This is a genomic window from Peptoniphilus ovalis (assembly GCF_018919265.1).
Taxonomy (GTDB): domain Bacteria; phylum Bacillota; class Clostridia; order Tissierellales; family Peptoniphilaceae; genus Peptoniphilus_A; species Peptoniphilus_A ovalis.
Genome location: NZ_JAHLQO010000003.1, coordinates 189,259 through 213,829, shown reverse-complemented (window position 1 = coordinate 213,829; position 24,571 = coordinate 189,259). Strand labels below are relative to the sequence as shown.

The 24,571-nt window shown below is 29.6% G+C and carries 25 protein-coding genes; 22 read left to right on the top strand and 3 right to left on the bottom strand.

The annotated features are described in order from the left end of the window. The first annotated feature begins 2 nt into the window (after positions 1-2). The 16 genes from leuS (at position 3) to KQI68_RS04575 (ending at position 17,259) form a co-directional block, all read left to right on the top strand. Positions 3-2,414, top strand: coding sequence for a leucine--tRNA ligase (gene leuS / locus KQI68_RS04650; RefSeq protein WP_216548977.1), 2,412 nt, complete (start codon positions 3-5; stop codon positions 2,412-2,414). A gap of 51 nt (positions 2,415-2,465) precedes the next feature. Further along, on the top strand, positions 2,466-3,341 hold the full coding sequence (locus KQI68_RS04645; RefSeq protein WP_216548976.1) for a YicC/YloC family endoribonuclease: 876 nt from the start codon (positions 2,466-2,468) through the stop codon (positions 3,339-3,341). Between the two features lie 25 nt (positions 3,342-3,366). Beyond that, a complete protein-coding gene (gmk, locus tag KQI68_RS04640; protein ID WP_216548975.1) occupies positions 3,367-3,990 on the top strand; it encodes a guanylate kinase in 624 nt (207 codons plus the stop codon). Then, positions 3,987-4,292 (top strand): DNA-directed RNA polymerase subunit omega, encoded by a 306-nt coding sequence (rpoZ, locus tag KQI68_RS04635; protein WP_216548974.1) that lies wholly within the window; start codon positions 3,987-3,989, stop codon positions 4,290-4,292. The genes gmk and rpoZ overlap by 4 nt, the downstream gene beginning before the upstream one ends. Before the next feature lies 1 nt (position 4,293). Continuing rightward, the gene (gene coaBC, locus KQI68_RS04630; protein ID WP_216548973.1) at positions 4,294-5,487 is read left to right on the top strand and encodes a bifunctional phosphopantothenoylcysteine decarboxylase/phosphopantothenate--cysteine ligase CoaBC; all 1,194 of its coding nucleotides are present in this window, start codon (positions 4,294-4,296) and stop codon (positions 5,485-5,487) included. Between the two features lie 29 nt (positions 5,488-5,516). Beyond that, positions 5,517-7,856, top strand: coding sequence for a primosomal protein N' (gene priA / locus KQI68_RS04625; protein ID WP_216548972.1), 2,340 nt, complete (start codon positions 5,517-5,519; stop codon positions 7,854-7,856). An 8-nt stretch (positions 7,857-7,864) separates the two neighbouring features. Further along, positions 7,865-8,362 carry a peptide deformylase gene (gene def, locus KQI68_RS04620; protein WP_216548971.1) on the top strand — a complete coding sequence of 166 codons (498 nt, stop codon included), beginning with the start codon at positions 7,865-7,867 and terminating at the stop codon, positions 8,360-8,362. Further along, positions 8,359-9,285, top strand: coding sequence for a methionyl-tRNA formyltransferase (fmt, locus tag KQI68_RS04615; RefSeq protein ID WP_216548970.1), 927 nt, complete (start codon positions 8,359-8,361; stop codon positions 9,283-9,285). The genes def and fmt overlap by 4 nt, the downstream gene beginning before the upstream one ends. Next, positions 9,286-9,978, top strand: a complete 693-nt coding sequence (locus tag KQI68_RS04610; protein ID WP_216548969.1) for a zinc metallopeptidase — start codon at positions 9,286-9,288, stop codon at positions 9,976-9,978. It abuts the gene before it with no gap. Then, on the top strand, positions 9,978-11,273 hold the full coding sequence (gene rsmB / locus KQI68_RS04605) for a 16S rRNA (cytosine(967)-C(5))-methyltransferase RsmB (RefSeq protein ID WP_216548968.1): 1,296 nt from the start codon (positions 9,978-9,980) through the stop codon (positions 11,271-11,273). Before KQI68_RS04610 ends, rsmB begins: the two co-directional genes overlap by 1 nt. A gap of 99 nt (positions 11,274-11,372) precedes the next feature. After that, the gene (gene rlmN / locus KQI68_RS04600) at positions 11,373-12,392 is read left to right on the top strand and encodes a dual-specificity RNA methyltransferase RlmN (RefSeq protein WP_216548967.1); all 1,020 of its coding nucleotides are present in this window, start codon (positions 11,373-11,375) and stop codon (positions 12,390-12,392) included. Beyond that, positions 12,393-13,106 (top strand): Stp1/IreP family PP2C-type Ser/Thr phosphatase, encoded by a 714-nt coding sequence (locus KQI68_RS04595; protein ID WP_216548966.1) that lies wholly within the window; start codon positions 12,393-12,395, stop codon positions 13,104-13,106. It begins immediately after the preceding gene. A 7-nt stretch (positions 13,107-13,113) separates the two neighbouring features. Next, positions 13,114-15,126: a Stk1 family PASTA domain-containing Ser/Thr kinase gene (gene pknB, locus KQI68_RS04590; RefSeq protein WP_216548965.1), complete on the top strand. Its 2,013-nt coding sequence runs from the start codon at positions 13,114-13,116 to the stop codon at positions 15,124-15,126. Further along, positions 15,126-15,986, top strand: a complete 861-nt coding sequence (gene rsgA / locus KQI68_RS04585) for a ribosome small subunit-dependent GTPase A (protein WP_216548964.1) — start codon at positions 15,126-15,128, stop codon at positions 15,984-15,986. Before pknB ends, rsgA begins: the two co-directional genes overlap by 1 nt. Then, positions 15,983-16,627: a ribulose-phosphate 3-epimerase gene (gene rpe, locus KQI68_RS04580; RefSeq protein ID WP_216548963.1), complete on the top strand. Its 645-nt coding sequence runs from the start codon at positions 15,983-15,985 to the stop codon at positions 16,625-16,627. The genes rsgA and rpe overlap by 4 nt, the downstream gene beginning before the upstream one ends. Beyond that, positions 16,624-17,259 (top strand): thiamine diphosphokinase, encoded by a 636-nt coding sequence (locus tag KQI68_RS04575; RefSeq protein ID WP_216548962.1) that lies wholly within the window; start codon positions 16,624-16,626, stop codon positions 17,257-17,259. Before rpe ends, KQI68_RS04575 begins: the two co-directional genes overlap by 4 nt. Before the next feature lie 41 nt (positions 17,260-17,300). Here KQI68_RS04575 and rpmB read toward each other — a convergent pair whose 3' ends face one another. After that, positions 17,301-17,492 carry a 50S ribosomal protein L28 gene (gene rpmB / locus KQI68_RS04570; protein WP_216548961.1) on the bottom strand — a complete coding sequence of 64 codons (192 nt, stop codon included), beginning with the start codon at positions 17,490-17,492 and terminating at the stop codon, positions 17,301-17,303. Positions 17,493-17,665: 173 nt separating this feature from the next. Between rpmB and KQI68_RS04565 the strand changes: the two genes are divergently transcribed. Genes KQI68_RS04565 through KQI68_RS04540 form a run of 6 tightly spaced genes read left to right on the top strand, consistent with a single transcriptional unit; the run spans position 17,666 to position 23,297 of the window. Then, positions 17,666-18,019, top strand: coding sequence for an Asp23/Gls24 family envelope stress response protein (locus tag KQI68_RS04565; protein ID WP_216548960.1), 354 nt, complete (start codon positions 17,666-17,668; stop codon positions 18,017-18,019). Positions 18,020-18,032: 13 nt separating this feature from the next. Further along, on the top strand, positions 18,033-19,694 hold the full coding sequence (locus KQI68_RS04560) for a DAK2 domain-containing protein (protein ID WP_216548959.1): 1,662 nt from the start codon (positions 18,033-18,035) through the stop codon (positions 19,692-19,694). Positions 19,695-19,742: 48 nt separating this feature from the next. Next, on the top strand, positions 19,743-21,776 hold the full coding sequence (gene recG / locus KQI68_RS04555) for an ATP-dependent DNA helicase RecG (protein WP_216548958.1): 2,034 nt from the start codon (positions 19,743-19,745) through the stop codon (positions 21,774-21,776). Between the two features lie 54 nt (positions 21,777-21,830). Further along, the gene (gene rsmD / locus KQI68_RS04550; RefSeq protein ID WP_216548957.1) at positions 21,831-22,397 is read left to right on the top strand and encodes a 16S rRNA (guanine(966)-N(2))-methyltransferase RsmD; all 567 of its coding nucleotides are present in this window, start codon (positions 21,831-21,833) and stop codon (positions 22,395-22,397) included. Further along, positions 22,375-22,860, top strand: coding sequence for a pantetheine-phosphate adenylyltransferase (coaD, locus tag KQI68_RS04545; RefSeq protein ID WP_216548956.1), 486 nt, complete (start codon positions 22,375-22,377; stop codon positions 22,858-22,860). The genes rsmD and coaD overlap by 23 nt, the downstream gene beginning before the upstream one ends. Continuing rightward, entirely contained in the window at positions 22,857-23,297 is a 441-nt protein-coding gene (locus tag KQI68_RS04540; RefSeq protein ID WP_216548955.1) for an ATP synthase subunit B family protein, read from the top strand. The genes coaD and KQI68_RS04540 overlap by 4 nt, the downstream gene beginning before the upstream one ends. 29 nt (positions 23,298-23,326) lie before the next feature. On the opposite strand, the gene KQI68_RS04535 is transcribed toward KQI68_RS04540, so the two are convergent. Both KQI68_RS04535 and KQI68_RS04530 read right to left on the bottom strand, forming a co-directional pair. Beyond that, a complete protein-coding gene (locus tag KQI68_RS04535; RefSeq protein WP_216548954.1) occupies positions 23,327-23,614 on the bottom strand; it encodes a cupin domain-containing protein in 288 nt (95 codons plus the stop codon). After that, positions 23,611-24,465, bottom strand: a complete 855-nt coding sequence (locus tag KQI68_RS04530) for a precorrin-2 dehydrogenase/sirohydrochlorin ferrochelatase family protein (protein ID WP_216548953.1) — start codon at positions 24,463-24,465, stop codon at positions 23,611-23,613. The genes KQI68_RS04535 and KQI68_RS04530 overlap by 4 nt, the downstream gene beginning before the upstream one ends. Positions 24,466-24,571: the final 106 nt, after the last annotated feature.

Genomic DNA, 24,571 nt, shown 5'->3' with positions numbered 1-24,571 from the left:
TAATGAATAAATATACACCAAATGAAATAGAAAAAAAATGGCAAGATTATTGGGATGAACATGAAACTTTTAAGGCTGAAAATGACTCTGATAAAGAAAAATTTTATGCCCTTGTAGAATTTCCTTATCCATCAGGACAAGGTCTTCACGTAGGTCACCCAAGACCATATACTGCTCTTGATATTGTATCTAGAATGAAGAGAATGCAAGGCTTAAATGTTCTTTATCCAATGGGATGGGATGCTTTTGGTCTGCCAACTGAAAACTATGCGATTAAAAATAAAATTCATCCTGCAATTGTCACAAAAAATAATATTGAACACTTTAAAAAACAATTAAAATCAATTGGTTTTTCTTTTGACTGGTCAAGAGAAATTAACACAACTGATCCAGAATATTATAAGTGGACTCAATGGATTTTCTTACAATTATTCAAGCATGGTCTTGCTTACAAGAAAGAAATGCCTATAAACTGGTGCCCATCTTGTAAAGTTGGACTTTCCAATGAAGAAGTAGTTGGCGGAAACTGCGAGAGATGTGGTGAAGAAGTTGTAAGACGTGTAAAAAGCCAATGGATGTTAAAAATTACAGAATATGCTGATAGATTAATTGAAGATTTAGATGATTTAGATTTTATCGACAGAGTTGTAACCCAACAAAAAAATTGGATAGGTAAAAGTGAAGGCGCAAGTATATTTTTTAGCCTTAAAGATCATAAAGAAAAACTTGAAGTATTTACTACAAGACCTGATACAATTTATGGTGCAACTTATATGGTAATCTCACCAGAACATCCTTTGATTCAAAAATATAAAGATGAAATTGAAAATTACGATGAATTAAATAGCTACAAAGAAGAAGTAGAAAAGAAAAGTGATTTCGAAAGAACTGAACTTTCTAAGGAAAAGACAGGTGTTGAAATCAAGGGATTAAAGGCAATTAATCCTTTAACAGAAAAAGAAATTCCAATTTGGATTTCTGACTATGTTCTTATGAGTTATGGGACAGGAGCTATTATGGCAGTACCTGCTCATGATGATCGTGACTATGAATTTGCTAAGAAATTTAATCTTGATATTGTTCCTGTAATTGAAGGAAGCAATGTTTCAGAATCTGCAAACACAGACACTTCTACTGGAAAGATGATTAATTCAGGCATACTTGACGGACTTGAAGTTAAGAAAGCAATTTCAACTATGATTGACTATTTAGTTGAACATAATCTTGGTGAAAAGAAAATTAATTATAAATTAAGAGACTGGGTTTTCTCAAGACAAAGATATTGGGGAGAACCGATTCCAATTGTTCACTGTGAAGAATGTGGATATGTTCCGCTATCTGAAGAAGATTTACCACTTCTTCTTCCGGAAGTAGAAAATTATGAACCAACAGATTCAGGAGAGTCACCACTTTCTAAAATGACTGACTGGGTAAATACAACATGTCCTAAATGTGGTAAGCCAGCAAAGAGAGAAACTGATACAATGCCACAATGGGCAGGATCATCATGGTATTTCTTAAGATACACTGATCCTCACAATAATGAAGCCCTTGCAAGTAAAGATGCACTTGATTATTGGATGCCAGTTGATTGGTATAATGGTGGAATGGAACATACAACACTTCACTTATTATATTCAAGATTTTGGCATAAATTCCTTTATGACATTGGAGTAGTCAATACTAAAGAACCTTATCAAAAGAGAACTTCTCACGGAATGATTCTTGGTGGAAATAATGAAAAAATGTCCAAATCTCGTGGAAATGTTGTAAACCCTGATGATATTGTAAGAGATTACGGTGCAGACACATTAAGATGCTATGAAATGTTTATTGGTGATTTTGAAAAGCCAGTACCATGGTCTGAAAATGGTGTTAAAGGTTGTAGAAGATTCTTAGAAAGAGTATGGAACTTACAAGAAATTGTAGTTGATGGCGATAAGTACAGTGAAGATTTACTTTCTGAAATTCATAAGAGTATTAAAAAAGTAACTAATGATTATGAAAACCTAAAATCTAATACTGCCATTGCTCAATTAATGAGTCTATCAAATGAATTTAGTGATAAGGGTAAAATTACTAAAGAAGATTTTAGAGCTTTCTTAATTTTATTAAATCCAGTTGCACCTCACATCACTGAAGAATTATGGCAAGTATGTGATTTAGGTGGAGTTCTAAACGAAATGTCTTGGCCAGAATATAATGAAGAGCTTACAATAGATAATAAAATAGAAATTCCAGTTCAATTTAATGGAAAAGTTAGATTTACAATTGAAATTAATAGAGATTCTTTACAAGATGAAGTTATTAAAATTGCTGAATCCAATGAATTATTTGAAAAAAATGTAGATGGAAAAAATGTTGTAAAGAAAATTTATATTCCTAACAAGATTTTAAATATAGTTGTAAAATAAAATGAAAAGCACTTTTATAGTGCTTTTTATTTATATAATAAGGAGAATATTATGATAAGCATGACTGGATATGGCCTTGCGGAACAAAGAGATGAAAATTTTTACTTTAAAGTAGAGATGAAATCTGTAAATAATAGATATCTTGATTTAAATATTAGACTACCTAAGACACTTTTTTATTTAGAAGAAGATATAAAAAATATAATCAAAGAAAAGATAAAAAGAGGCAAAGTCGACGTATTCGTAACTTTTGAAAATTTAAATTCCAAGGATTTAGAAATAAATATTGACTATGAGCTTCTTCAAAAGTATATTTATATAAGTGAAGATTTAGACAGTAAATATAATATAAAAAATGATTTAACTTTCTCTAAAATTATAAATATTGAAGATATTTTTAAGCCTGAAAAATCAGAAATTGACCAAGACCTTGTAAAAGAAAAATTATCAGAAGTAGTTAAAGCTGCAAGAGATAATCTCTTTGAAATGAGAGTTTTTGAAGGCGAAAAAATTAAAAAAGACTTATCAAATAAATTAAAAGATATTAAAGACATTATTGCAGCTGTAGAGAAAAGAGCAGCAATAAGTATTAAAGAGAATGAAACTCGCCTTAGAGAAAGAGTTGAAGAATATTTAAATTCAAATGAAATTGAAGAATCTAGAATTCTAACAGAAATTGCTATAATGTTAGATAAATTATCTATTGATGAAGAAATTACGAGATTAAAGATACATCTACATAATTTTAATGATATAATTAATTCTAAGGAAATTATGGGACGTAAATTAGATTTTTTAATTCAAGAAATTAATAGAGAAGTCAATACAATTGGATCAAAATCTAATGATATAGAAATTTCAAGTTATGTTGTTGAACTTAAATCTGAAATTGAAAAAATTAGAGAACAAGTTCAAAATTTAGAATAAAAACATTTTTGAGGACGGTGATTATTTGGACGGCGGTTTTTTATTAGTTTTGTCAGGTCCATCAGGTTCTGGTAAGGGAACTGTGAGTGAGGCTTTGATGAAAAATAACAAAGAGATAACTTTTTCTACTTCTGTCACTACGAGAACTCCTAGGCCAGGAGAAATAAATGGAGAAAATTATTTCTTTGTGACTCGTGATGAATTTGAAGACATGGTAGAAAATGACGATCTTTTAGAATACGCATTTGTGCACACTAATTATTATGGTACTCCAAAGAAATTTGTTTTTGATGAGATAGATAAAGGTGAAATTGTTCTCTTGGAAATTGATGTTCAAGGAGCATTACAAGTAAAAAAGAAATACAAAGAAGCTGTTTTTATATTTTTAATTCCTCCTACTATGGATGAATTAAAGTCAAGACTTGTAAAAAGAGATACTGAAACAGAAGATGAAATTGAAACTAGATATAAAAATGCCTTCAAAGAGCTTGATTTTGTTGGAGAATATGATTATTTTGTCATTAACGATGTAATTGACAATGCTGTTAAAGATATTGAAAATATTATTGCAGCTGAAAAACTGAGAGTTAAAAGACATAAAAATATTAAAAAAGAAGTTCAAGCTGAAGAAGAGGAGAATAATAAATGATAATACCATCTTTTAAAGAATTAAAGGAAGTTTGTAATTCAAGATATGAATTAGTTATTTTAGCATCTAAAAGAGCTAGAAAACTTGTCGATAAAAACCCACCATTAATTAAAACAGAAAACAAAAAGCCTGTTACCATTGCCATTGAAGAAATCTTAGATGGTGAAATTAAGTTTGGTGAGAAAATGTCTGACAGTGAGTATGAAGCAAAAATAGACGAAGAAAGACAAGAAGTTTTAAAAGATTTACAACAAGAAGAAATTGAAAAATTAACTAACTCTGAAGAAGACGAAGAGGAATAAAATGTTAAAAGGAAAAAAGATTCTATTAGGAGTAACTGGCGGAATTGCATGCTATAAATCTCCAGGAATTTGCAGCTTACTTAGAAAAAAAGGTGCAGAAGTAAAAGTTGTAATGACTAAAAGTACAACTGAATTTGTTACACCACTTACCTTTCAAACAATGTCTAATAATGTAGTTCATGTTGAAATGTTCAATCAACTTTTTAATATGGATGTTGAACATATTTCACTTGCGAAGTGGGCTGATATTATAGTTATAGCACCAGCTACTGCAAATATTATCGGAAAATTTGCAAATGGAATAAGTGATGATATGCTTTCGACTGTTCTTATGGCATCAAGGTCAAAAGTTATGATTGCGCCAGGTATGAATACAGTGATGCTTAATTCAGTTGCAAATCAAAAGAATATACAAACTCTAAAAGAGCGAGGAGTTATTATTCTTGACACTCAAACTGATTTACTGGCTTGTAATGATTATGGCAGTGGAAAAATGCTAGAACCTTCTCAAATTGTTGATGAGATAGATAGAGCATTGACACCTAAGGATTTAGAGGGTAAGAAATTTGTTATAACAGCTGGTCCTACTGTTGAAGCACTTGATCCTGTCAGGTTTATCACTAATAGGTCTTCTGGAAAAATGGGATATGCCTTAGCTGAAAGAGCTGAAAAAAGAGGGGCTAAAGTAACGCTTATCTCAGGGCCAACTTCTATTGATATTCCTAAGGTTGAAAATTTTGTAAGAATTAAAAGTACAAGAGATATGTTCGATGAAGTTGGAAAATACTTCGATGAGTGTGATGTATTAATTAAAGCAGCTGCTCCTGCAGATTACAGACCTAAAAATTATAGCGATGAAAAGATAAAAAAAGGTCATGACAGCGACATGAGTTCTATTGAAATGGAGCAAAATCCTGACATAGCTAAACACTATGGAAATCAAAAGAAACATCAAATTTTAGTTGGTTTTGCAGCTGAATCTACAAATGTTGAAGAATTTGCAAAAGAAAAACTTGCAAAGAAAAACATGGATATGATTGTTGCGAATAATATCAAGAGAACTGATGGAGGATTTGGAACAGATACAAATGTTGCATCCATAATAACATCTGCTTCGATAGATAATTTAGAAATAATGAGCAAAGTTGAACTTGCTGATGAAATTTTAGATAGAGTTAAAAAATTATTGAGCTAGAGAAATCTAGCTCTTTTGTGGGTGATGAAATGTTTTGTGACATCTTTATAGAAAATAATTACAAGAAAATAGACATCTTATATACATATATTGTGAAGGAAGAAGTAAAACCAGGCATGCGTGTATTAGTTAATTTTGGAACTAGTTACAGAGTGGGTCTAGTTTTATTTGTCTATAAAGATTATAAGGGAGAACATTTTGACAAGTTAAAGGAAATCAGCGATGTACTAGATGATGAACCTATAATTTCTGAAGATTTAATTAATTTAGGACTATGGATGAAAGATAGATATTTAATAGGATATTCCAAGGCATTTGCCCCAATACTTCCTCCAGGAAACCTGCAAAAGATAAAAAAAGAAATAAAAATTGAAAAATATCCAAGTGGAAAAGATTTGGAAGATTTAAATTCAATTGATTTAGGTAAGTTCTACGAGGATATGGACACCTTCGAAAAAAATATTGTTAAAAAAATAAGGAGAAAAGGCTATATAAGTTATGTTTATACTCCCTTAGTTACAGTGAAACCAAAGCTTGTAAATTTTCTAAAACTTAAAGATAATTTTGATATAAGAAATCTTGAGAAATTATCTGACAAACAAAGAGAAACTTTTGATTTGATAAATGATGCTAAAGAAATTTCAAGAATTGAAGTTATGTCAAAACTTGGAATTTCATATTCTCCTATTAAGTCATTAATTGAAAAAAAGTTAATAGTTGAATTTAAAAAAGAAGTCAATAGAGAAGTTGACCACGAAGAAGTAGTTGAAAATAAAATAACTTTAAATGAAGAGCAATTAAATGCTGTAAATAGTATTTTAGAAACTGATAAGGTAGTATCATTACTTCACGGTTTAACTGGAAGTGGAAAAACTGAAGTTTATTTAAATATCGCATCTAAAGTCATTGAAGATGGCGGTGATGTAATAGTATTAGTTCCAGAAATTGGACTTACACCACAGATGATTGATAGATTTAAATCGAGATTTTCTGATAAAGTTGCAGTAATTCATTCTAAACTTTCCGCTGGAGAAAGATATGATGAGTACAGAAAGATTTTAAATGGAGATGTGAAAATTACAATAGGTGTAAGATCAGCGGTATTTGTTCCATTTAAAAATTTAAAAATGATAATTGTAGATGAATCTCATGATTCTTCTTATGATTTTCATGATAATTTAAAATACGACACTATTGAAGTCGCAATTAAAAGAATAAAAGACAAGGGAAAAATAATTCTTGGATCTGCAACACCCTCTGTTGAATCCTATTACTATGCAGAGAATGGATTTTATAATTTGACAAAACTGAAAAACAGAGCGAAAAAAGGTGCATATTTGCCAGAAACTAGCATAGCCGATATGCGTGATGAATTAATTCTAGGAAATGTCTCAATCTTTAGCAATGAATTAAAAGAAAGGATTTCAGAGAAGCTAAGTAAGAATCAGCAAATTATTTTATTTTTAAATAGAAGAGGTTTTTCAAACTTTATATCCTGCAGATCTTGTGGAGAAGTTATAAAATGTGATGATTGCGATATTTCGATGACTTATCATAAAATTAATAATAGACTTATTTGTCATTACTGCGGAAAAACTAAGGTGATTCCTAAAGTATGTCCAAGTTGTGGCTCGAAATTCATTAAAGAATTCGGGGTAGGAACACAAAAAGTTGAAGAGGAAGTTAATAAATTATTTCCACAGGCAAGAGTTGTAAGAATGGATAGAGATACAACTTCAAAAAAAGATTCTTTTAGAAACTTTTATGACATTATTAAAAATCATGAAGCTGATGTAATAATTGGCACTCAAATGATTTCTAAAGGCTTTGATTTTGAAAATGTTACATTAGTTGGAATAATTGCAGCGGATTTATCTCTTTATATTTCTGACTATAAAGCTAAAGAAAATACATTTCAGCTTATTACACAAGTTTCTGGACGGGCAGGTAGAGCTTCGAAAAAGGGTGAAGTTGTAATTCAAACTTATAATCCTGACAGCGATATTATAAATTATTCAGCTAAGGGAGATTACGAAGATTTTTATAAATACGAAATTGAAGAGAGAAAAGTTTTTGAATATCCACCATTTTATAAATTAGTTGAGTTAGAGTTCAGCTCATATGATGAAAACTTAACTTATAAATGGGCTGAAAGATTTTTAAAACAAATGTCTGAAGATATAAATAATATTAATTTAAAGGTTACCAATTTTATAAAAATGCCAAAGATTAAAAAAATTAATAGGACTAAGTTTTCAGTCAAAGTGAGACCTAGAGACCTCAAACTGTTAATAGAAGGGCTAAATAGGGTAATTATAAATTGTAAAATAAGAGAAGACAAAAATATAGATTTAGATATAGAATTTTAGGTGATTAAATGGCAATTAGAAAAATAAGAACAGATGAAGATCCAATTTTAAGAAAAAAGTCAAAAGAAGTTTCTAATTATAATGAAAGACTAAGAATTTTAATAGAAGATATGTATGAAACTATGGATCTTGCTCCTGGGGTGGGACTTGCAGCACCACAAATAGGAATTTTAAAAAGAGTAATTGTAGTTGATGATAGAGAAGAGGAAAATAATAAAAGATTTTATATGATTAATCCTTTAATTACTCACAAAGATGGAGAAGAAATTGGAATGGAAGGATGCCTTTCTGTGCCTGAAAAACAAGGGACAGTAAAAAGAGCAAAACATATTACAGTTAAATATAATGATTTTGAAGGCAATGAAAAAACAATGGATGCTGAAGATTTTTTAGCTAGAATCTTGCAACATGAAATTGATCATTTAGATGGAATTTTATACACTGACAAGGCAATTGAAATGTATGAAATAACTCAAGATGATGAATTAGAGGAGGACGAAGATTGAGATATATCTTTATGGGAACCCCAGAATTTTCAATTCCAATTCTAGAAAGATTAAACAGTTTAGGTGATGTTTCTCTTGTAATTTCTCAAGAAGATAAGAAAAAGGGGAGAGGCAAAAAAGTTCTTGAAACGCCAGTAAAGAAAAAAGCACTGGAACTTGGACTTGAAGTATATCAACCTGCTGATGTTAATTCAGAAGAGTCAATTGAAAAGATTAAATCCTTAAAACCAGATATTATTGTAGTTGTGGCTTACGGGCAAATTATTTCAAAAGATATAATAGATATTCCAAATAAATATATTATAAATGTGCACGCTTCAATTCTTCCAAAATTAAGAGGAGCTGCTCCTATTAATAGAGCTATTATGGAAGGTTTTGATAAAACTGGTGTAAGTCTTATGAGAGTTGAAGAAGGACTAGACACTGGGGCAGTTGCAAATATTTATGAAACAGAAATTGGTAATAAAAACGCGGGAGAATTGGAAGAAGAGCTTTCTAATTTGGGAGCTGATTTATTAGAAGATTTTATTAAAAATGTTGAAAATGATGAAGTGAGTTTTACTCCCCAAGATGATGCTAAATCAACTTATGCAAATAAAATATTAAAGTCAGATTTAAATTTAGATTTTAATAAAAATTCTAAAGATATTGTAAATATAATTAGAGGACTTAGTCCACATTATGGAGCTAGAATAAATTATAAAGATAAAATTTATAAGATTTATGATGCACAGCAATTTAATTATAATTCAGATTTAAATCCTGGTTTAATAATAAAATCCAAAGATGAGTTAGTTATTAAAACTCTAGATGGAGCAATTAAGGTCTTAAAGATTCAAGCTCCAGGAAAAAAAGTTATGGATATAGAAGATTTTCTCAGAGGGAACTCTTTTGATGAGAATTATTTATTAGGAGGTAATTAAATGTTTGGTAATTATATGTATGGATATAATCTTAGTTATTTAATTTATGTACTCCCAGGAATTATTCTTGCAATTTATGCTCAGGCGAAAATTAGTTCAGCTTATGAAAAATACAATAAAATTGAAGCGTCAACTAATTTAACTGGAGCAGAAGTAGCAAGAAGAATATTAAATCAAAATGGTTTAGATTATGTTGCAATTAATATGATAGATGGAAACTTAACAGATCACTACGATCCTAGAGATAAAACCTTAAATTTATCAAGAGATGTTTATAACAAAAATTCCATTGCATCAGTTTCAATTGCGGCTCACGAAGTAGGGCATGCAATACAAGATTCAAAGGATTACGCACCACTTAAAATAAGAGCAGCTCTTGTTCCACTTGCAAATCTAGGAACTCAGCTTAGCTTTCTATTTATAATATTGGGTTTCTTTTTCTCAGTATTTTTCACAAAGCTAGGAGTTGCGTTATTCTTCTTTGCAGTTCTATTTCAAATAGTAACACTACCCGTTGAATTTAATGCATCAAATAGAGCAAAAGCAGCTCTTGCTAATGGAATTATTTCACAAGAAGATATAAAGGGGACTAAAGAAGTATTAGGAGCGGCAGCTTTGACTTATGTTGCTTCAACACTTGTTGCAATAGGACAATTTTTAAGACTTTTAAGCATATTTGGAAGAAGACGATAATGAAAAATGTAAGAGAAAAAATTCTTTTAATATTAAACGACGTATTTTATAAGGGAGCTTTTTTAGAAGAACAATTAGAAATTTTAAAACATTCAAAGATTGACGAGAGAGATTTTAATTTTGCAAAGGAAATAGCAACTGGAGTTGTAAAGAATAGAACATATCTTGATTATGTAATAGAAACTAATTCTAAAATTAAGTTTGATAAAATTCATAAAATTATTCTTACAATCTTAGAAATGGCAGTCTATCAAATGTTTTTCTTAGATAAAGTTCCAGATTATTCAATTGTTTCAGAATCAGTGAACTTAGCTAAAATTTATGGTAATAAAGGATCAATAGGTTTTACAAATGGAATCCTAAGAAATATTTCTAAGCAAGATTTACCAAAAGTTAGGGTAGAAAATAGCATAGATAATTTATCTATTTTTTATTCACATCCCAGATTTTACACAAAATATTTTTATGAAAATTATTCAGAAGATTTTACAAAGAAATTGTTAAAGGCGAATAATGAGAAAGCTCCTTTTACAATTAGAGTAAATACATTAAAAACTGATAGAAAATTTTTAATTAAAAAATTAAATGATGAAGGTTTTAATACAAGTGAGCTTGATTTTAAAAATGCAATTAATATTGAAAATCCAAATGGAATCATAGAATCAAATTCCTTTAAAGAGGGGCTTTTCTACATTCAAGATTTAGGGTCAATTTTAGTTTCGCAATTTTTAAATCCTAAAAAAGATTCCAAAGTTCTAGATTTATGTGCAGCACCTGGTGGAAAAACAACTCATTTAGCTGAGATTATGGATAACACAGGAAAGATTATTGCATGTGATAAGAATCAGTTTAAACTCAACTTAATTGAAGAAAATACAAAGAGACTTGGAGTTATAAATATAAAAACAATAATTAATGATGCTACAATCTTAAATGAGGATTTTATCAATGAATTTGATTATGTTTTAGTTGATGCTCCCTGTTCAGGAACTGGACTTTATAGAAAAAAACCTGATATAAAATGGAATAAGGGTTTAGAAGATATAAAAGAGCTAGCAAAAATTCAAAGTGAAATTTTAGAAAATACAAAAAATTATGTGAAAGTCTCTGGAAAGATTTTATATTCAACTTGTTCTGTTACAAAAATAGAAAATGAAGATGTTGTAGAAAATTTTATAAATAATAATCCGAATTTTAAAATTGAAAAAATAAATGATAAAGATGTTTTAAAATTATTTCCATCGACAGATGGTACTGATGGATTTTCTATAACATTATTGACAAGAAATTCTTAAGGCTATATTCAATATAGCCTTTAAAATCGCACAAAATTTGAAAAAATATTTTTATTAAACCCATCTAATGGTATAATGATAAGATGAATAGGTGATTATATGGAGTTAAATTCTTTGTATTTAGATGAACTTAGAGAATTTTTTAAAGAAAGAGGAGAAAAAGCCTTTAGAGCAAATCAGCTTTTCACTTTTTTACATGAGAAAAAGAGAAAAGATATAGAAAATTCAAATCTTTCAAAAAATGCTTTAGAAATCATTAAATGTGAAGATGTAGTTGAGACAAAAATTTTTAAAATTTTTGATTCTAAATTAGATGAGACAAAGAAAATACTTTTTAAATTATGGGACAATAATTTAATTGAAGGGGTACTTATGAAGTACAAACATGGCTACTCTCAATGTATTTCAACACAAGTTGGATGCAGAATGGGTTGTGATTTTTGTGCTTCAACTAAGGACGGATTAGTAAGAAATTTAACTGCAGCGGAAATGTTAAATCAAGTCTATGAAATTGAAAATACGTTAAATATAAATGTCTCTAATTTTATATTAATGGGAAGTGGAGAGCCGCTTGATAATTTTGATGAAGTCATAAGATTTATAAAGCTTCTTCATGACAAAAAAGGACATAACACAAGCTATAGAAATATTACAATTTCAACTTGTGGTATAGCAGATAGAATAATTGATTTAGCAAATATAAATTTACCTATTAATTTAGCTATAAGTTTACATCAGACAAATGACATTGACAGATCTAATTTAATGCCAGTCAATAAAAAGTATAATTTAAGTAAACTTAGAGATTCATTAATATATTATTCTGAGAAGACAAATAATAGAATAACATTTGAATATACACTGATTAAAAATCAAAATGATGGCATAAAAAATGTTGAAGAACTAAAAAGTTTTGCAAAGGGAATTAAATGCCATATTAATCTAATTCCATTAAATCCAATAGATGAATTTGATGAGAAGAGACCAAATAATCAAGAAATTAATCATTTCAAAAATATGCTTGAAGAAAAAGGATTTAATGTAACTACTAGAAGAGAATTAGGAAAAGATATAAGCGCGTCTTGTGGACAACTAAGGCGCAGTGTAGAGGTGAACTAAATGAAAGTGATTTCAGCTACTAATGTTGGTAATTACAGGACAAATAATGAAGATTCTTATTATGTAGATGAATCAGAAAAATTATTTATTTTAGCTGATGGTATGGGAGGTCACTTAGCTGGCGAACAAGCTTCTAAGATGGCTACAGAAATTATTGCAAAAGAGTTTGAAAATATTAAAAATTATAAACTTCAAAATGTAATTGAAACTATGGCAACAGCTGTTAAAAATGCAAATAATGAAATTTTTGAAAAATCTGCAAATAATGATGATTTTAGAGGTATGGGTACAACAGTATCTCTTGGTTATAATCTAGAAGAAATACTAGTATATGCCAATGTTGGAGATTCAAGAATTTATAAATTAAACAAAGATATTGAACAACTTACAAAAGATGATTCTTTTGTAAATTATTTAATTGAGATTGGCGAAATAACTCAAGAAGAAAGTAAACATCATCCTAAGAAAAATGTTCTTACCAAAGCTTTGGGAACAACTGCTGATATTGATGTATATGTGAATACATTAAATATTGAAAAGAATGATATATTTTTATTTTGTTCAGATGGACTGACTAACATGGTTTCTGATGTTGATATATTTAAAATTATAAAAGAAAATTCTCCAGAAGACGCAGGTGAAAAGTTAATGGAACTTGCTCTAGAAAATGGAGGAATGGACAACATCACATTTATTATAGTATTTAATGAGTAGGTGTGCGATGATAAATCAAGTTTTAGCAAATAGATATGAAATACTGGAAAAAATAGGAACTGGTGGAATGGGCAATGTTTTTAAAGCCCATGATAGAAAATTAGACAGAATTGTAGCCATTAAAGTTCTTAGACTCGAGTATAACGAAGACAATAATTTTATAAGAAAATTTAAAAGAGAATCTCTTGCTGCTGCAAGTATTTCTCATCCAAATATTGTGAGCATTTATGATGTAGGATCAGAAAATGTAGATGGAAGAGACATTCATTATATTGTAATGGAATTTATTGATGGAAAGACTTTAAAGGAAATTATAAATGATGAAGGAAGGCTTTCTGAAAAAAGAGCTCTTAATTACACAATTCAAATTGCAGAAGCATTAAAAGTAGCTCATTCTAAGCATATTGTTCATAGAGATATAAAATCTCAAAACATTATGGTAACTAGAGATGATAGAATAAAGGTTACTGACTTTGGAATAGCAAGAGTTGCTGATAATACAACAGTTACTGCAACTAATGCGGTAATGGGATCAGTTCATTACTTTTCACCTGAGCAAGCGAGGGGAGCTAAAGTTGATAATAGATCAGATATTTACTCTCTTGGAATTGTTTTATTTGAAATGCTTACAGGTCAACTTCCATTTGATGCAGATAATCCAGTATCAGTAGCACTAATGCAAGTTCAATCTAAAATGCCTAGACCTTCAGATATTATAAAAAATATTGATCCATCTGTAGATGCTCTAGTTTTAAAAATGACTGAAAAAGATCCTAACAAAAGATATTCTGATGTTTTTGAACTAATTAAGGATATTAAGGATTATACAATTGGAGCAAGAACTTTTACCGTTAATAGAAATTATGATGAGGACGATTCAACAGTTGTAACCCCTCCTGTTATTAATAGAAATCCTAATAGGCAAAGAGTTCTAAAAAATGACAATAATAGACCTACAAAAGCGAGGAAGACAACTAAAAAGAAATCTACTGCACCTGCAATATTGGGAATATTTTCGGCGATATTTATAATTGCACTTCTAATTTATGTAGTGCCAAAAGCCTTAAATGGAATGAGAACAACTACAGAAGTTGAAAAAGTTGCACTTGAAAATTATGTTGGTAAAACTAGAGAAGAAGCTAAAAACCTAATTGAATCACAAGGATTAGTACTAGATGTAAATACTGTAGAAGATGAAAATCAACCTGATGGAATTGTTCTTGAGCAAGATCCAGAAGCAGGCCTAGAAGTAGAGAAAGGTTCAACAGTTAGACTTTCAATTAATGAACTTCCTGACTCTGTAGCAGTTCCACCACTTAAAGGATTAAGCATAGAAGACGCTAAGAAAATTCTTGAAGATAATTCTTTAAGTCTTGGTTCAGTAGAAGAAGAATACAATGAAGATGTTGAAAGCGGAAAGATTATTTCTTCAAATCCTGAAGGTGGATACTCTGTTAAAAGAGGATCAGCTGTTAAAGTTTTAGTATCAAAGGGAATTGACACTACTCCAGTTACACTAAATGATTATACTGGTCTTAGTGAAAAAGTTGTTGTAAATCAACTTAAGACATTAGGTTTTGATGTTACTGTAGAAAAGGGACCAAGCGATAAGGTTTCAGAAGGTCAAGTTTATGCAATGGATCCAAGTCCTGGAAAAACTGTTGACAAGGGATCTAAAGTAACTCTTTACATTTCAAATGGATCAAGCGAAGATGAAGAGGAAGCAACAAGTAGTTCTAGAAACGAAAGCAATAATGAAAAGGCTGAAGAAACTAACAATACTAATACCGATAAATTCAACAAAGTAAAATATGTAAAGGTTAAAGTTCCAGATGATGGAAATAATCATAAAGTTTTGGCTGAAAGAGTTGTAGATGCTAGTGGAAATAAAATTAGCCCTAGAACAGTTTGGAACTACAATGTTGAAGCTGGAGACACTTCAAATGTTGAGTTAATTGGACCTGGTGAATACAATATTTATGTTGATGATAATTTAATTAGAACAGAGAAAGTAAAATAATGAAAGGTAAAATTATAAAGCTAACTGGAGGATTTTATTATATTGAATCTGGCAACGAAGTATATGAAACTAGGGCCAGAGGAAATTTTAGGCACACCAATACTGATCCAATAGTTGGAGATAATGTAGAATTTAAATATGAAAAAGATAATCTGGGATATATTGAAAAAGTATATCCCAGAAAAAATATGCTCACAAGGCCAAGGGTAGCAAATGTTGATTTGACATTAATTGTTGTTCCAGTTAAAGATCCAAAATACAATTTGATGTTAATTGATAAAAATATTATACAATCAGAATACCAAGAAATTGATGTTGCAATTGCTATTAATAAATCTGACTTAGACCAAAATGAAGCAAATAAATTAAAATATTTATATGAAAACTCTGGCTTTAAGACTTTTGTCATATCAGCAATTGACAATGAAGGTTTAGATGAATTAAAGGAGTTTTTAGAAGGTAAAACTGTAGCTCTTTGCGGAGTAAGTGCTGCTGGTAAATCATCTATAACTTCTAAAATCTTAGGTAAAGAAGTTGAAATTGGAAAAGTTTCTGACAAGACAAAAAGAGGAAAGCACACCACTCGTCATACAGAACTTTTATACAATGATGATATCTTTATCTTTGACACTCCAGGATTTTCTTCGCTTGACTTAGATATTGAAAGTGATGAACTAAAATTTTATTTTAGAGAATTTAGAAATCACGAAGAGAATTGTAAATTTAACAATTGCAATCATATTAATGAGCCTAAATGTGGAGTTAAAAAAGCTTTAGAAGAAGGAAAAATAGAAGAAACAAGATACGAAAATTACAAATATATTTTCAATGAATTAAAGGGAAAGGGAGGATACTCTTGATATCACCATCATTACTTTCAGCTGATTTTACAAATTTAGAGAAGGAATTTAAAATTTTAAATGAAGAAGCAGTGGATTTTATTCACTTGGATATAATGGATGGCAATTACGTCCCTAATATATCTTATGGACCGGGAATTGTAAAAAGTTTAAGACCACTTACAGATATTCCCTTTGACACACATTTAATGATTGAAAATCCCGAAAATTACGTAGACCTTTTCGCAGATGCAGGATCAGATATTTTGACAATTCATCCAAAAACTACAAATCATCTTGAAAGAACTATTTCATTAATTAAGTCCAACGGAATAAAAGCTGGTATTGCACTTAATCCTGGTGATTCAATTGAAGTTCTAGATTATATTATTGATGAACTTGATTTAGTTTTAATAATGAGTGTAAACCCTGGATTTGGAGGACAAAAATTTATTCCATCTGCTCTTAGAAAAATTTCTGAAGTAAAAAAAATTATTGAAAATAGAAATTTAGATACATTAATTGAAGTTGATGGTGGAGTTAAAATTGACAATGCAAAATCTGTTTTAGGTGCGGGTGCTGATATTTTAGTAGCAGGCTCAGCAATTTTCGAAAAGGAAAAAACTAGAGATAATATAAGAAAATTCAAGGAATTATTATGAAAAAAGCAGTTTTAATCACTGGTGGAAGAGAAATTTCTAAAAAACTTTTAGAAAAATATTCTGACAGATATAAAATTGTCGCAGATAGTGGTGCTAATTCTCTAAATAAACACAAATTAAAATGTGATCTTTTATTTGGAGATTTAGATTCCATAGATGAAGATTCTCTTAATTATATCAAGGAGAATAATATTGAAATAAAAAAATTTCCACCTATGAAAAATCTAACTGATACAGAAATTTGCATAGAGTTTTTAATAGAAAATGATTTTAAAGATATTGTAATTTTAGGCGGACTTGGCACAAGACTTGACCATGAACTAGCAAACATCTTTTTATTAAAAAAACTTTTTAAAAATAATATTAATGGGAAAATTGAAGATTCTCATAATGAAGTGATTTACGCTGAAGTTGGAGAATATAAATTAAAAAAAGATGATAAAAAATATGTATCTGTAATAAATGTGTCAGATGAAATTTCTTATTCAACTAAGGGAATGTTATACGAAGTAGACGATTTAATTATTAATTATGAAAACCCTGGCAGAGGAGTTAGCAATGAAATAAAAAATGAATCTGCCAAAATAAAAATTAATAAAGGTGAAGCCTTTATAATTAAATCAAAGGATTAAAAAAGAGCTGTATAAAAGGATCTTGAACTAAGACCCTATATTTATACAGCTCTTTCTACTTTTCCGGATCTTAAGCATCTAGTACATACATTGATTCTCTTTCTAGAACCATTAACTACCGCCCTTACTCTTCTAATGTTAGGAGACCAGCTTCTGTTAGAACGAGAGTGAGAGAAAGAAATTTTATTACCAAATACTTTTTCTTTTCCGCAAATTTCACATCTTTTAGCCATAACGCACCTCCTTTAGTTATTACGCATTAGTTATTTTACCAAAAAGCCTAAACTTTTGCAAATTTATTTTTACTTTTCGAGCTATTTTTGTGTTAATTTTACATAAATTATATCCTAAAACTTCTTTTCTAATCTTGTTTCTGTTATAATAAATTAGATAAGGAGGTGCCCTAATGCCGGCAATTATAAATAAAGAACTTGGTAATATTGTAATCGAAGACAGCGTTATTGCAAACATTGCAGGAATTTCTGCTATGGAAAGCTATGGAATTGTTGGAATGGCATCAAAAAATGCCACTGATGGAATTTTTGAACTCTTAAGATTTGAAAATTTATCGAAGGGAATTGTTGTTAACACCGAAAATAATGAAATTAATATAGAACTTCACGTAATTTTAGAATATGGAGTAAAAGTTTCTACAGTAGGTGAAAATATAATAGAGAGAGTAAAGTTTAATATTGAAAATTTAACAGGCCTTAGTGTAGATAATATCGAGGTATTGGTAGAAGGTATTAGACTTAAGTAGTGGAGGTAAGATTTTGGAAATAAATAAAATTGATGGCGCTTTATTAAAAAAAGCATTTAAAGGCGCTGTAAATTATCTAATATCCAAAAAAGAAGAGGTTAATGCATTAAATGTATTTCCTGTTCCAGATGGAGACACAGGCACAAATATGAGTCTTACTATTAAATCTGCCCTTAAGCAAATTGAGAGTTTAGAAGGAAGTTTTTCAGTTAGTGAAGTTTCTCAAGCTGCAGCACGTGGTGCGTTAATGGGTGCTAGGGGAAATAGTGGAGTAATTTTATCACAACTTTTAAGAGGTTTGGCAGAAGGACTTGATGGCCTTGAAACTGCAGGAACTCAAGAGATTGCAATTGCTTTTAAAAAGGCTAGTGAGACTACTTATAAAGCTGTAATGAAACCCATTGAGGGGACAATACTAACTGTAGGCAGAGAGACTGCAGAATATGCTATTCGCCATTATAAAAAGAATGACGACTTAGTTAAATTCTTAGAAGATGTATTAGTTGAAGCTAAAAAATCTTTAGATGAAACACCTAATAAACTTCAAGTTTTAAAAGAAGCTGGAGTAGTTGATGCTGGTGGTATGGGTCTTGTAGTTCTTCTTGAAGGTGCTTTAAAAGTTTTAAAAGGCGAAGAAATATCTAATCAAGAAGATGACGAAGTATTAAAGAAAAAAGCTCAAAAAGAAATTCAATTTACTGAAGCTGATGAGTCTTTAGAATTTGGCTATTGTACAGAATTTATTATAAATACAGATTATGATGACATAGATGCACTTAGAGAAAAAATCTCACCACTTGGAGATTGTCTATTAGTAGTTGGTGGTGGCGGAACTAAGATTATTAAAATTCACGTTCATACAAATGATCCAGGCAAGGTTTTACAATATGGTTGTGAACTTGGACTTTTACAAGACATTAAAATCGACAACATGAGATACCAACATAGAGAAACTCTTTTCGATGAAAGTGAAGTTGAAAATGCTAGGGAAAGTGAAAAGGAAGAAGCAATCGAAGAGAAAGAATTTTCTTTCATTACAGTTTCCATGGGAGAAGGGATGACAGAAACTTTTAAATCTCTTGGAGTTGACTATGTTGTCAAAGGCGGACAAACAATGAATCCATCTACTGAAGATTTCTTAAAGGGAATTGATAAAGTAGGCGGTAAAGTTGTTTATCTAATACCAAATAACAGCAATATTATTTTATCAGCAGAACAAGCAAGAGATATTTCTGATAGAGAAATTATTGTAATTCCTTCAAAATCTGTGCCACAGGGAATCGCTGCAATACTTGCATTTAATGAAGAAGCATCAATTGAAGAAAATGAAAATAATATGAAGGAAGCTCTTTCAAGTGTAATAGATGCTCAAGTAACTTATGCAGTTAGAGATACAACAATTAATGGTAAGGAAATTCACAAAGATGATATCATCGGTATCGCTTCAAAAGATATCGTTGAAAGTGGCACTGATATCACTGAAGTAACAATAAATACAGTTGAAAACTTAATGAATGATGATATTTCAATTGTAACTTTATTCTATGGTGAAGATGTTACTGATGAAGATGCAGAAAATCTTCAAGAAAAATTAGAAGAAAAATATGATGATATTGATATAGAAGTAATAAAGGGAAATCAACCAATTTACTATTATATAATGTCATTAGAATAATTTAGGAGCCTAAAGTTTTTGCTTTGGGCTTTTGTTTTAGAGGTGAACATGGTTAGTTTGGGAGATTCTATAAAATTTTTAAAAACTGTTGGACCTAAGAGGGAAGAATTATTCCACAAATTAGGTATTTATACAATTAAAGATTTGCTTCTTTACTATCCGAGGAGATATGAGGATAGCTCAAAAATTATTAAAATAAAGGATGCAGTAATTGGAGAGAAAAATACCTTTAAAGTGAGAATAATCTCAAAACTTCAAAGCAGAAAGATTAGGAAGGGACTTTCTCTAGTTTCTTTTCTTGGAGAAGATGAAACTGGAGAGACAGAGATTAGTTTTTTCAATGCTTTTTATTTAAATTCTCAAATAAAAATAGGAAGCACTTATCTAGTATATGGAAAGGCAAATATTTTTAAAGGTAGACTTAGTATATCCAGCCCTGAAATAGAAGAAATATCACAAGTTAAAAAGCTTGGTAAAATTTCTCCAATTTATAATTTGACAGAAGGTCTAAATAATTATTCCTTTGAAAAATTGTTAGAACAGGTTATAGATGAAGATTTATTTCGTGAAAATTTGACTAAGGAAATCTTGAAAAAATATTCTTTCTTAGGAAAAAATGAAGCTATTAAAAATATTCATTTTCCTTCAAGTAGAAAATCTTATATTTTGGCAAGACAAAGACTCATCTATGAAGAGTTATTTTTGTTTGAACTATCGATATTAAAAAATAAATTTCAAAATGAGAGAAGAGATGCAATTAAATTTGAAATATATGATGAAGTTTATGAATTTATAAATAATCTTCCCTTTGAACTTACAGAAGGTCAAAAAAATGCGCTTGATGAAGTTTTTGAAGATATGAAAAAGGGAAAGTCGATTAATAGGTTGATTCAAGGTGATGTTGGAAGTGGTAAGACTATTATTGCAATTATAATAATGTATCTTGCTTACTTAAATGGATATCAGTCTTCAATTATGGCTCCAACTGAAATACTTGCTAAGCAACATTTTGAGTCTTTTACTCAGCTTCTAGAGCCTCTTGGTATAAAGGTGAAGCTACTAATCGGTTCGACTACAAAAAAAGTAAAAATGGATATCCTTGATAATCTAGAAATGGGTTCAGTAGATATTTTAATAGGAACTCATGCATTAATCGAAGAAAATGTAAAGTTTAGAAAACTAGGTCTTAATGTAATAGATGAACAGCATAGATTTGGAGTTGTCCAAAGAAATAGACTTCAAAATAAAAATAAAGATGCAGCTACGATTATCATGTCAGCAACACCAATTCCTAGAAGTTTAAGTTTAGTACTATATGCTGATTTAGATATTTCAGTCATAAAGACAATGCCAAAAGGAAGACAAAAAATTGATACCATTGCAATTAATGAAACAATGGAGGAAAAGTCTCTTGCATTTATTAAAAAGGAAATTGATAGCGGTAGACAGGCCTATGTAATATGTGCTCTCATTGAAGAAAATGAAGATTATGAAGAGTTAAAATCAGTTGAAGAAGTTTATGAAAAGCTTAGCGATTATTTCAAGGAATATAAAGTTGCCCTCTTACATGGAAAGATGAAAGCAGATGAGAAAAATAAAATAATGGAAGATTTTGCTAATGGAGAAATAAATCTTTTAGTTTCAACAACTGTTATAGAAGTAGGAATCAATGTTCCTAACGCAACAGTTATGATGATATATAATGCAGAAAGATTTGGACTTTCTACACTTCATCAGCTTCGAGGAAGAGTTGGTAGAGGCGAATATAAATCTTATTGTATTCTTTATAATCTAGGTAAAACTGAAATATCTTGGGAGAGAATGAAAATAATGACAGAGTCAAACGATGGGTTTTATATAGCGAATAAGGACTTGGAATTAAGAGGCTTTGGCGATATTTTAGGAACTCGTCAATCTGGAATGCCAAATTTAAGACTGGCTGATCCATTTAGAGATACTGAAATTTTAAAATATGCAACAGATGATGCAAAAAATATTTTAAGAGAAGACCCAAACCTAGATGGAAATAAATATTCTTACTTAAATAAGGAAATTACAGATTTTTACTCTGATTTAAACTAATTATCTTTAATTATTTTTATATATATGATAAAATAAAACTAATTTGGAGGCATTATGAGAGTTATATCAGGAACTAGAAGAGGTCTTAAATTAAAAGCACCTCAAGGACTAGATACAAGGCCTACAGAAGATAGAGTCAAGGAATCAGTTTACAATATTTTAGGACAAAATTTTCACGGAGCTGTTGTACTTGATTTATTTTGCGGAAGTGGAGCAAATGGAATTGAATTTATATCTAGAGGAGCAGAGAAAGCTTATTTTGTAGATAAGTCAAGGGAAGCAATTGATGCTCTCAAGTTTAATATTTCAAAGGCTAAGTTTGAAGATGAAGCAGTAATCATCGAAGATTATATGAATAAGGCCATTAGAAATTTTGATATTAAATTCGATTATATTTATATGGATCCACCATTTGATAGAATGGATTTGTATAAAAAAGCTTTTAAATCAATTGCAGAAAATAAAATCTTAAAACCAGATGGAAGATTAATTATTGAGTATAAATCTGAGAATAATTTGTTAATGTATCCTGGTTTTATAGAAATTAAAAATAAAAAATATGGTAATACTTCCATTGCCATATGGGGATGGGATGAAAATGAAGGCAATATATGCGGGTAGCTTTGATCCAGTGACTAATGGACATCTCGATATTATTAATAGAGCAAGAGATATTTTTGGGGAAGTTATTGTCGCGGTTTTAAATAATACATCGAAAAAAGGACTTTTTACAGTAGAAGAAAGAATTGATTTATTACATAAAGTTCTTGATGGTGAAAAGGGAATTGAAATAGACTCTTTTCATGGACTTTTAGTAGACTATGCTAAGAAGAAAAATTCAAATGTCATAGTTAGAGGCCTAAGATCAGCCTCAGATTATTTTAATGAATATACATTAGCTATGGCCAATATGCATTACAAAGATGGAGTTGAAACTGTCTTTTTATTGGCATCAAATGAAAATTTATTTGTAAGTTCTACACTTGCAAAGGAAGTTGCTACCTTTGACGGAGATACAGATTTATTCGTGCCTCCTGTTGTTGGAGAAGCTATGAAGAAAAAATTACTTGGAGGTAAATTATGAATTTAGTTGATTTAGTTGAAGAATTAGAAGATCTTATTGAAACTTCTTCCCAAATACCACTAACTAACAAGGTAATGGTTGACAGAGAAGAATTCTTAGAAGTGGTAAATGAAATTAAACTTAAAATACCAAGTGAAGTTTCAGAAGCTCAAAGAATTTATCAAGATAAAGATGATATCATTAACGGAGCACATGATGAAGCTGACAAAATCATTGCAGCTGCAAGAGCTCATTCAGAAAAAATCATTGATGAAGATGAACTTGTAAGACAAGCTAATGAAAGAGCTAATGAAATCATGCAACAAGCTAAAGAAGAATCTACTCAAATTAGAGAAGGTGCAAGAGATTACGCGGATGAATTATTAGAAAATACTCAAGTAAACTTATCTGAAATAATTAAAATGCTTAATGAAAATAGACAAGAATTAAGAGGATAAAAAAGACTGCTAGTTTGACTAGCAGTTTTTTATTTAGACTTATTAATTAAAGTTACGAAATATTCGCTTCTGTCATTAGCATGAACTGAAACAGGGAAGTCACCGTCAAATTTTAAAACTTTTCCTGGTTCTAAATTTCTTTCTTCTTCATTATTAAGCATAACATTTATACTTCCAATAACAATTGTAATCAACACAGTCTTATCAGTGTAATTTTGTTCTTCAATATTTTCTCCAGCTGCAAGGGTTCTTTTAATTAAAGTAAATTCATCTTCATTAAAAATTTTCCCTGACATATTGCCTACATATCCAATCATTTTTCCACCTCATCGTCATTATTTATGCCATTATTTTTTAAATTATTTTCATTTATTTTATTAATTTTTGAATTATTTTCTTTTAATTCATTTTCTTTTAAAGGTTTATTAGAAGTTTCTTTTGCTTCTTTTATGTTTTTATCAATTATTTTTTCTGGAGCTATATTTTCTTCCCTTTCAATTTTTAAACTTTCGCCATTTTCAATATGATTTAAAAGATTTTCAGAAGATTTTAAGTCTTCAATTTTATATTCAGGCATAGTATCTAAAAAAGTAGAAAGATTTATAGTTTCACTTTCGTATAACTTTTTAATAATATCATCGATATTTTTAGAATTTTTTCTAACTAATTCAGATCTAATTTCTGTTAAAATATTTAATTTTTCTAAATTATAATTTTCTGCAAATTTTTTTAAATCTTCATAAATTATATTAGTTATAGCTGGATTAATTCTTGAACTATTTATTGAAAAAGTAATTGGTCCTCTTTCAATGGATTTGTTGATAGACATTGAGGACTTTGAGAAAATATCAAATCTTTCATATAAAGTATTTCTTTGATTAGCTCTCGATTCTAGAGTTTCGTTAATTTCAAAATCTTCAGTTGCTATTAAAACATAATCATATCCCATAAAAACAAAGTCTTTTGTAATTGGATATTCCTTTAATTTTATTTTTCCTTGAGATTTTTCTGATTTTTCAACAATATCTTTAGTAAATCTTTCTGCAATCATATAAATTTCAGCTTCTGTATCTATAACTGATTTAAGCGCAGTTAAAGCAAGGAATCCACCGCCTAAAATCAATATTTTTTTATCTGAAGTATCAATTGCCACTGGAAGATAACGCATAATATCACTCCTTTTCTCTATTATACCAAATAAAAAAGATTTTTATGCAATAATCAGTGCAAATGTTTTTAATCTTGAAATATAGTTATAATATTGTAATATTATG

Coding starts and splice junctions, on each gene's coding strand:
- leuS (WP_216548977.1), top strand. CDS start 3: ATGAATAAATATACACCAAATGAAATAGAAAAAAAATGGCAAGATTAT.
- KQI68_RS04645 (WP_216548976.1), top strand. CDS start 2,466: ATGATAAGCATGACTGGATATGGCCTTGCGGAACAAAGAGATGAAAAT.
- rpoZ (WP_216548974.1), top strand. CDS start 3,987: ATGATAATACCATCTTTTAAAGAATTAAAGGAAGTTTGTAATTCAAGA.
- coaBC (WP_216548973.1), top strand. CDS start 4,294: ATGTTAAAAGGAAAAAAGATTCTATTAGGAGTAACTGGCGGAATTGCA.
- priA (WP_216548972.1), top strand. CDS start 5,517: ATGTTTTGTGACATCTTTATAGAAAATAATTACAAGAAAATAGACATC.
- def (WP_216548971.1), top strand. CDS start 7,865: ATGGCAATTAGAAAAATAAGAACAGATGAAGATCCAATTTTAAGAAAA.
- KQI68_RS04610 (WP_216548969.1), top strand. CDS start 9,286: ATGTTTGGTAATTATATGTATGGATATAATCTTAGTTATTTAATTTAT.
- rsmB (WP_216548968.1), top strand. CDS start 9,978: ATGAAAAATGTAAGAGAAAAAATTCTTTTAATATTAAACGACGTATTT.
- rlmN (WP_216548967.1), top strand. CDS start 11,373: ATGGAGTTAAATTCTTTGTATTTAGATGAACTTAGAGAATTTTTTAAA.
- KQI68_RS04595 (WP_216548966.1), top strand. CDS start 12,393: ATGAAAGTGATTTCAGCTACTAATGTTGGTAATTACAGGACAAATAAT.
- pknB (WP_216548965.1), top strand. CDS start 13,114: ATGATAAATCAAGTTTTAGCAAATAGATATGAAATACTGGAAAAAATA.
- rsgA (WP_216548964.1), top strand. CDS start 15,126: ATGAAAGGTAAAATTATAAAGCTAACTGGAGGATTTTATTATATTGAA.
- KQI68_RS04575 (WP_216548962.1), top strand. CDS start 16,624: ATGAAAAAAGCAGTTTTAATCACTGGTGGAAGAGAAATTTCTAAAAAA.
- rpmB (WP_216548961.1), bottom strand. CDS start 17,492: ATGGCTAAAAGATGTGAAATTTGCGGAAAAGAAAAAGTATTTGGTAAT.
- KQI68_RS04565 (WP_216548960.1), top strand. CDS start 17,666: ATGCCGGCAATTATAAATAAAGAACTTGGTAATATTGTAATCGAAGAC.
- recG (WP_216548958.1), top strand. CDS start 19,743: ATGGTTAGTTTGGGAGATTCTATAAAATTTTTAAAAACTGTTGGACCT.
- rsmD (WP_216548957.1), top strand. CDS start 21,831: ATGAGAGTTATATCAGGAACTAGAAGAGGTCTTAAATTAAAAGCACCT.
- coaD (WP_216548956.1), top strand. CDS start 22,375: ATGAAGGCAATATATGCGGGTAGCTTTGATCCAGTGACTAATGGACAT.
- KQI68_RS04540 (WP_216548955.1), top strand. CDS start 22,857: ATGAATTTAGTTGATTTAGTTGAAGAATTAGAAGATCTTATTGAAACT.
- KQI68_RS04535 (WP_216548954.1), bottom strand. CDS start 23,614: ATGATTGGATATGTAGGCAATATGTCAGGGAAAATTTTTAATGAAGAT.
- KQI68_RS04530 (WP_216548953.1), bottom strand. CDS start 24,465: ATGCGTTATCTTCCAGTGGCAATTGATACTTCAGATAAAAAAATATTG.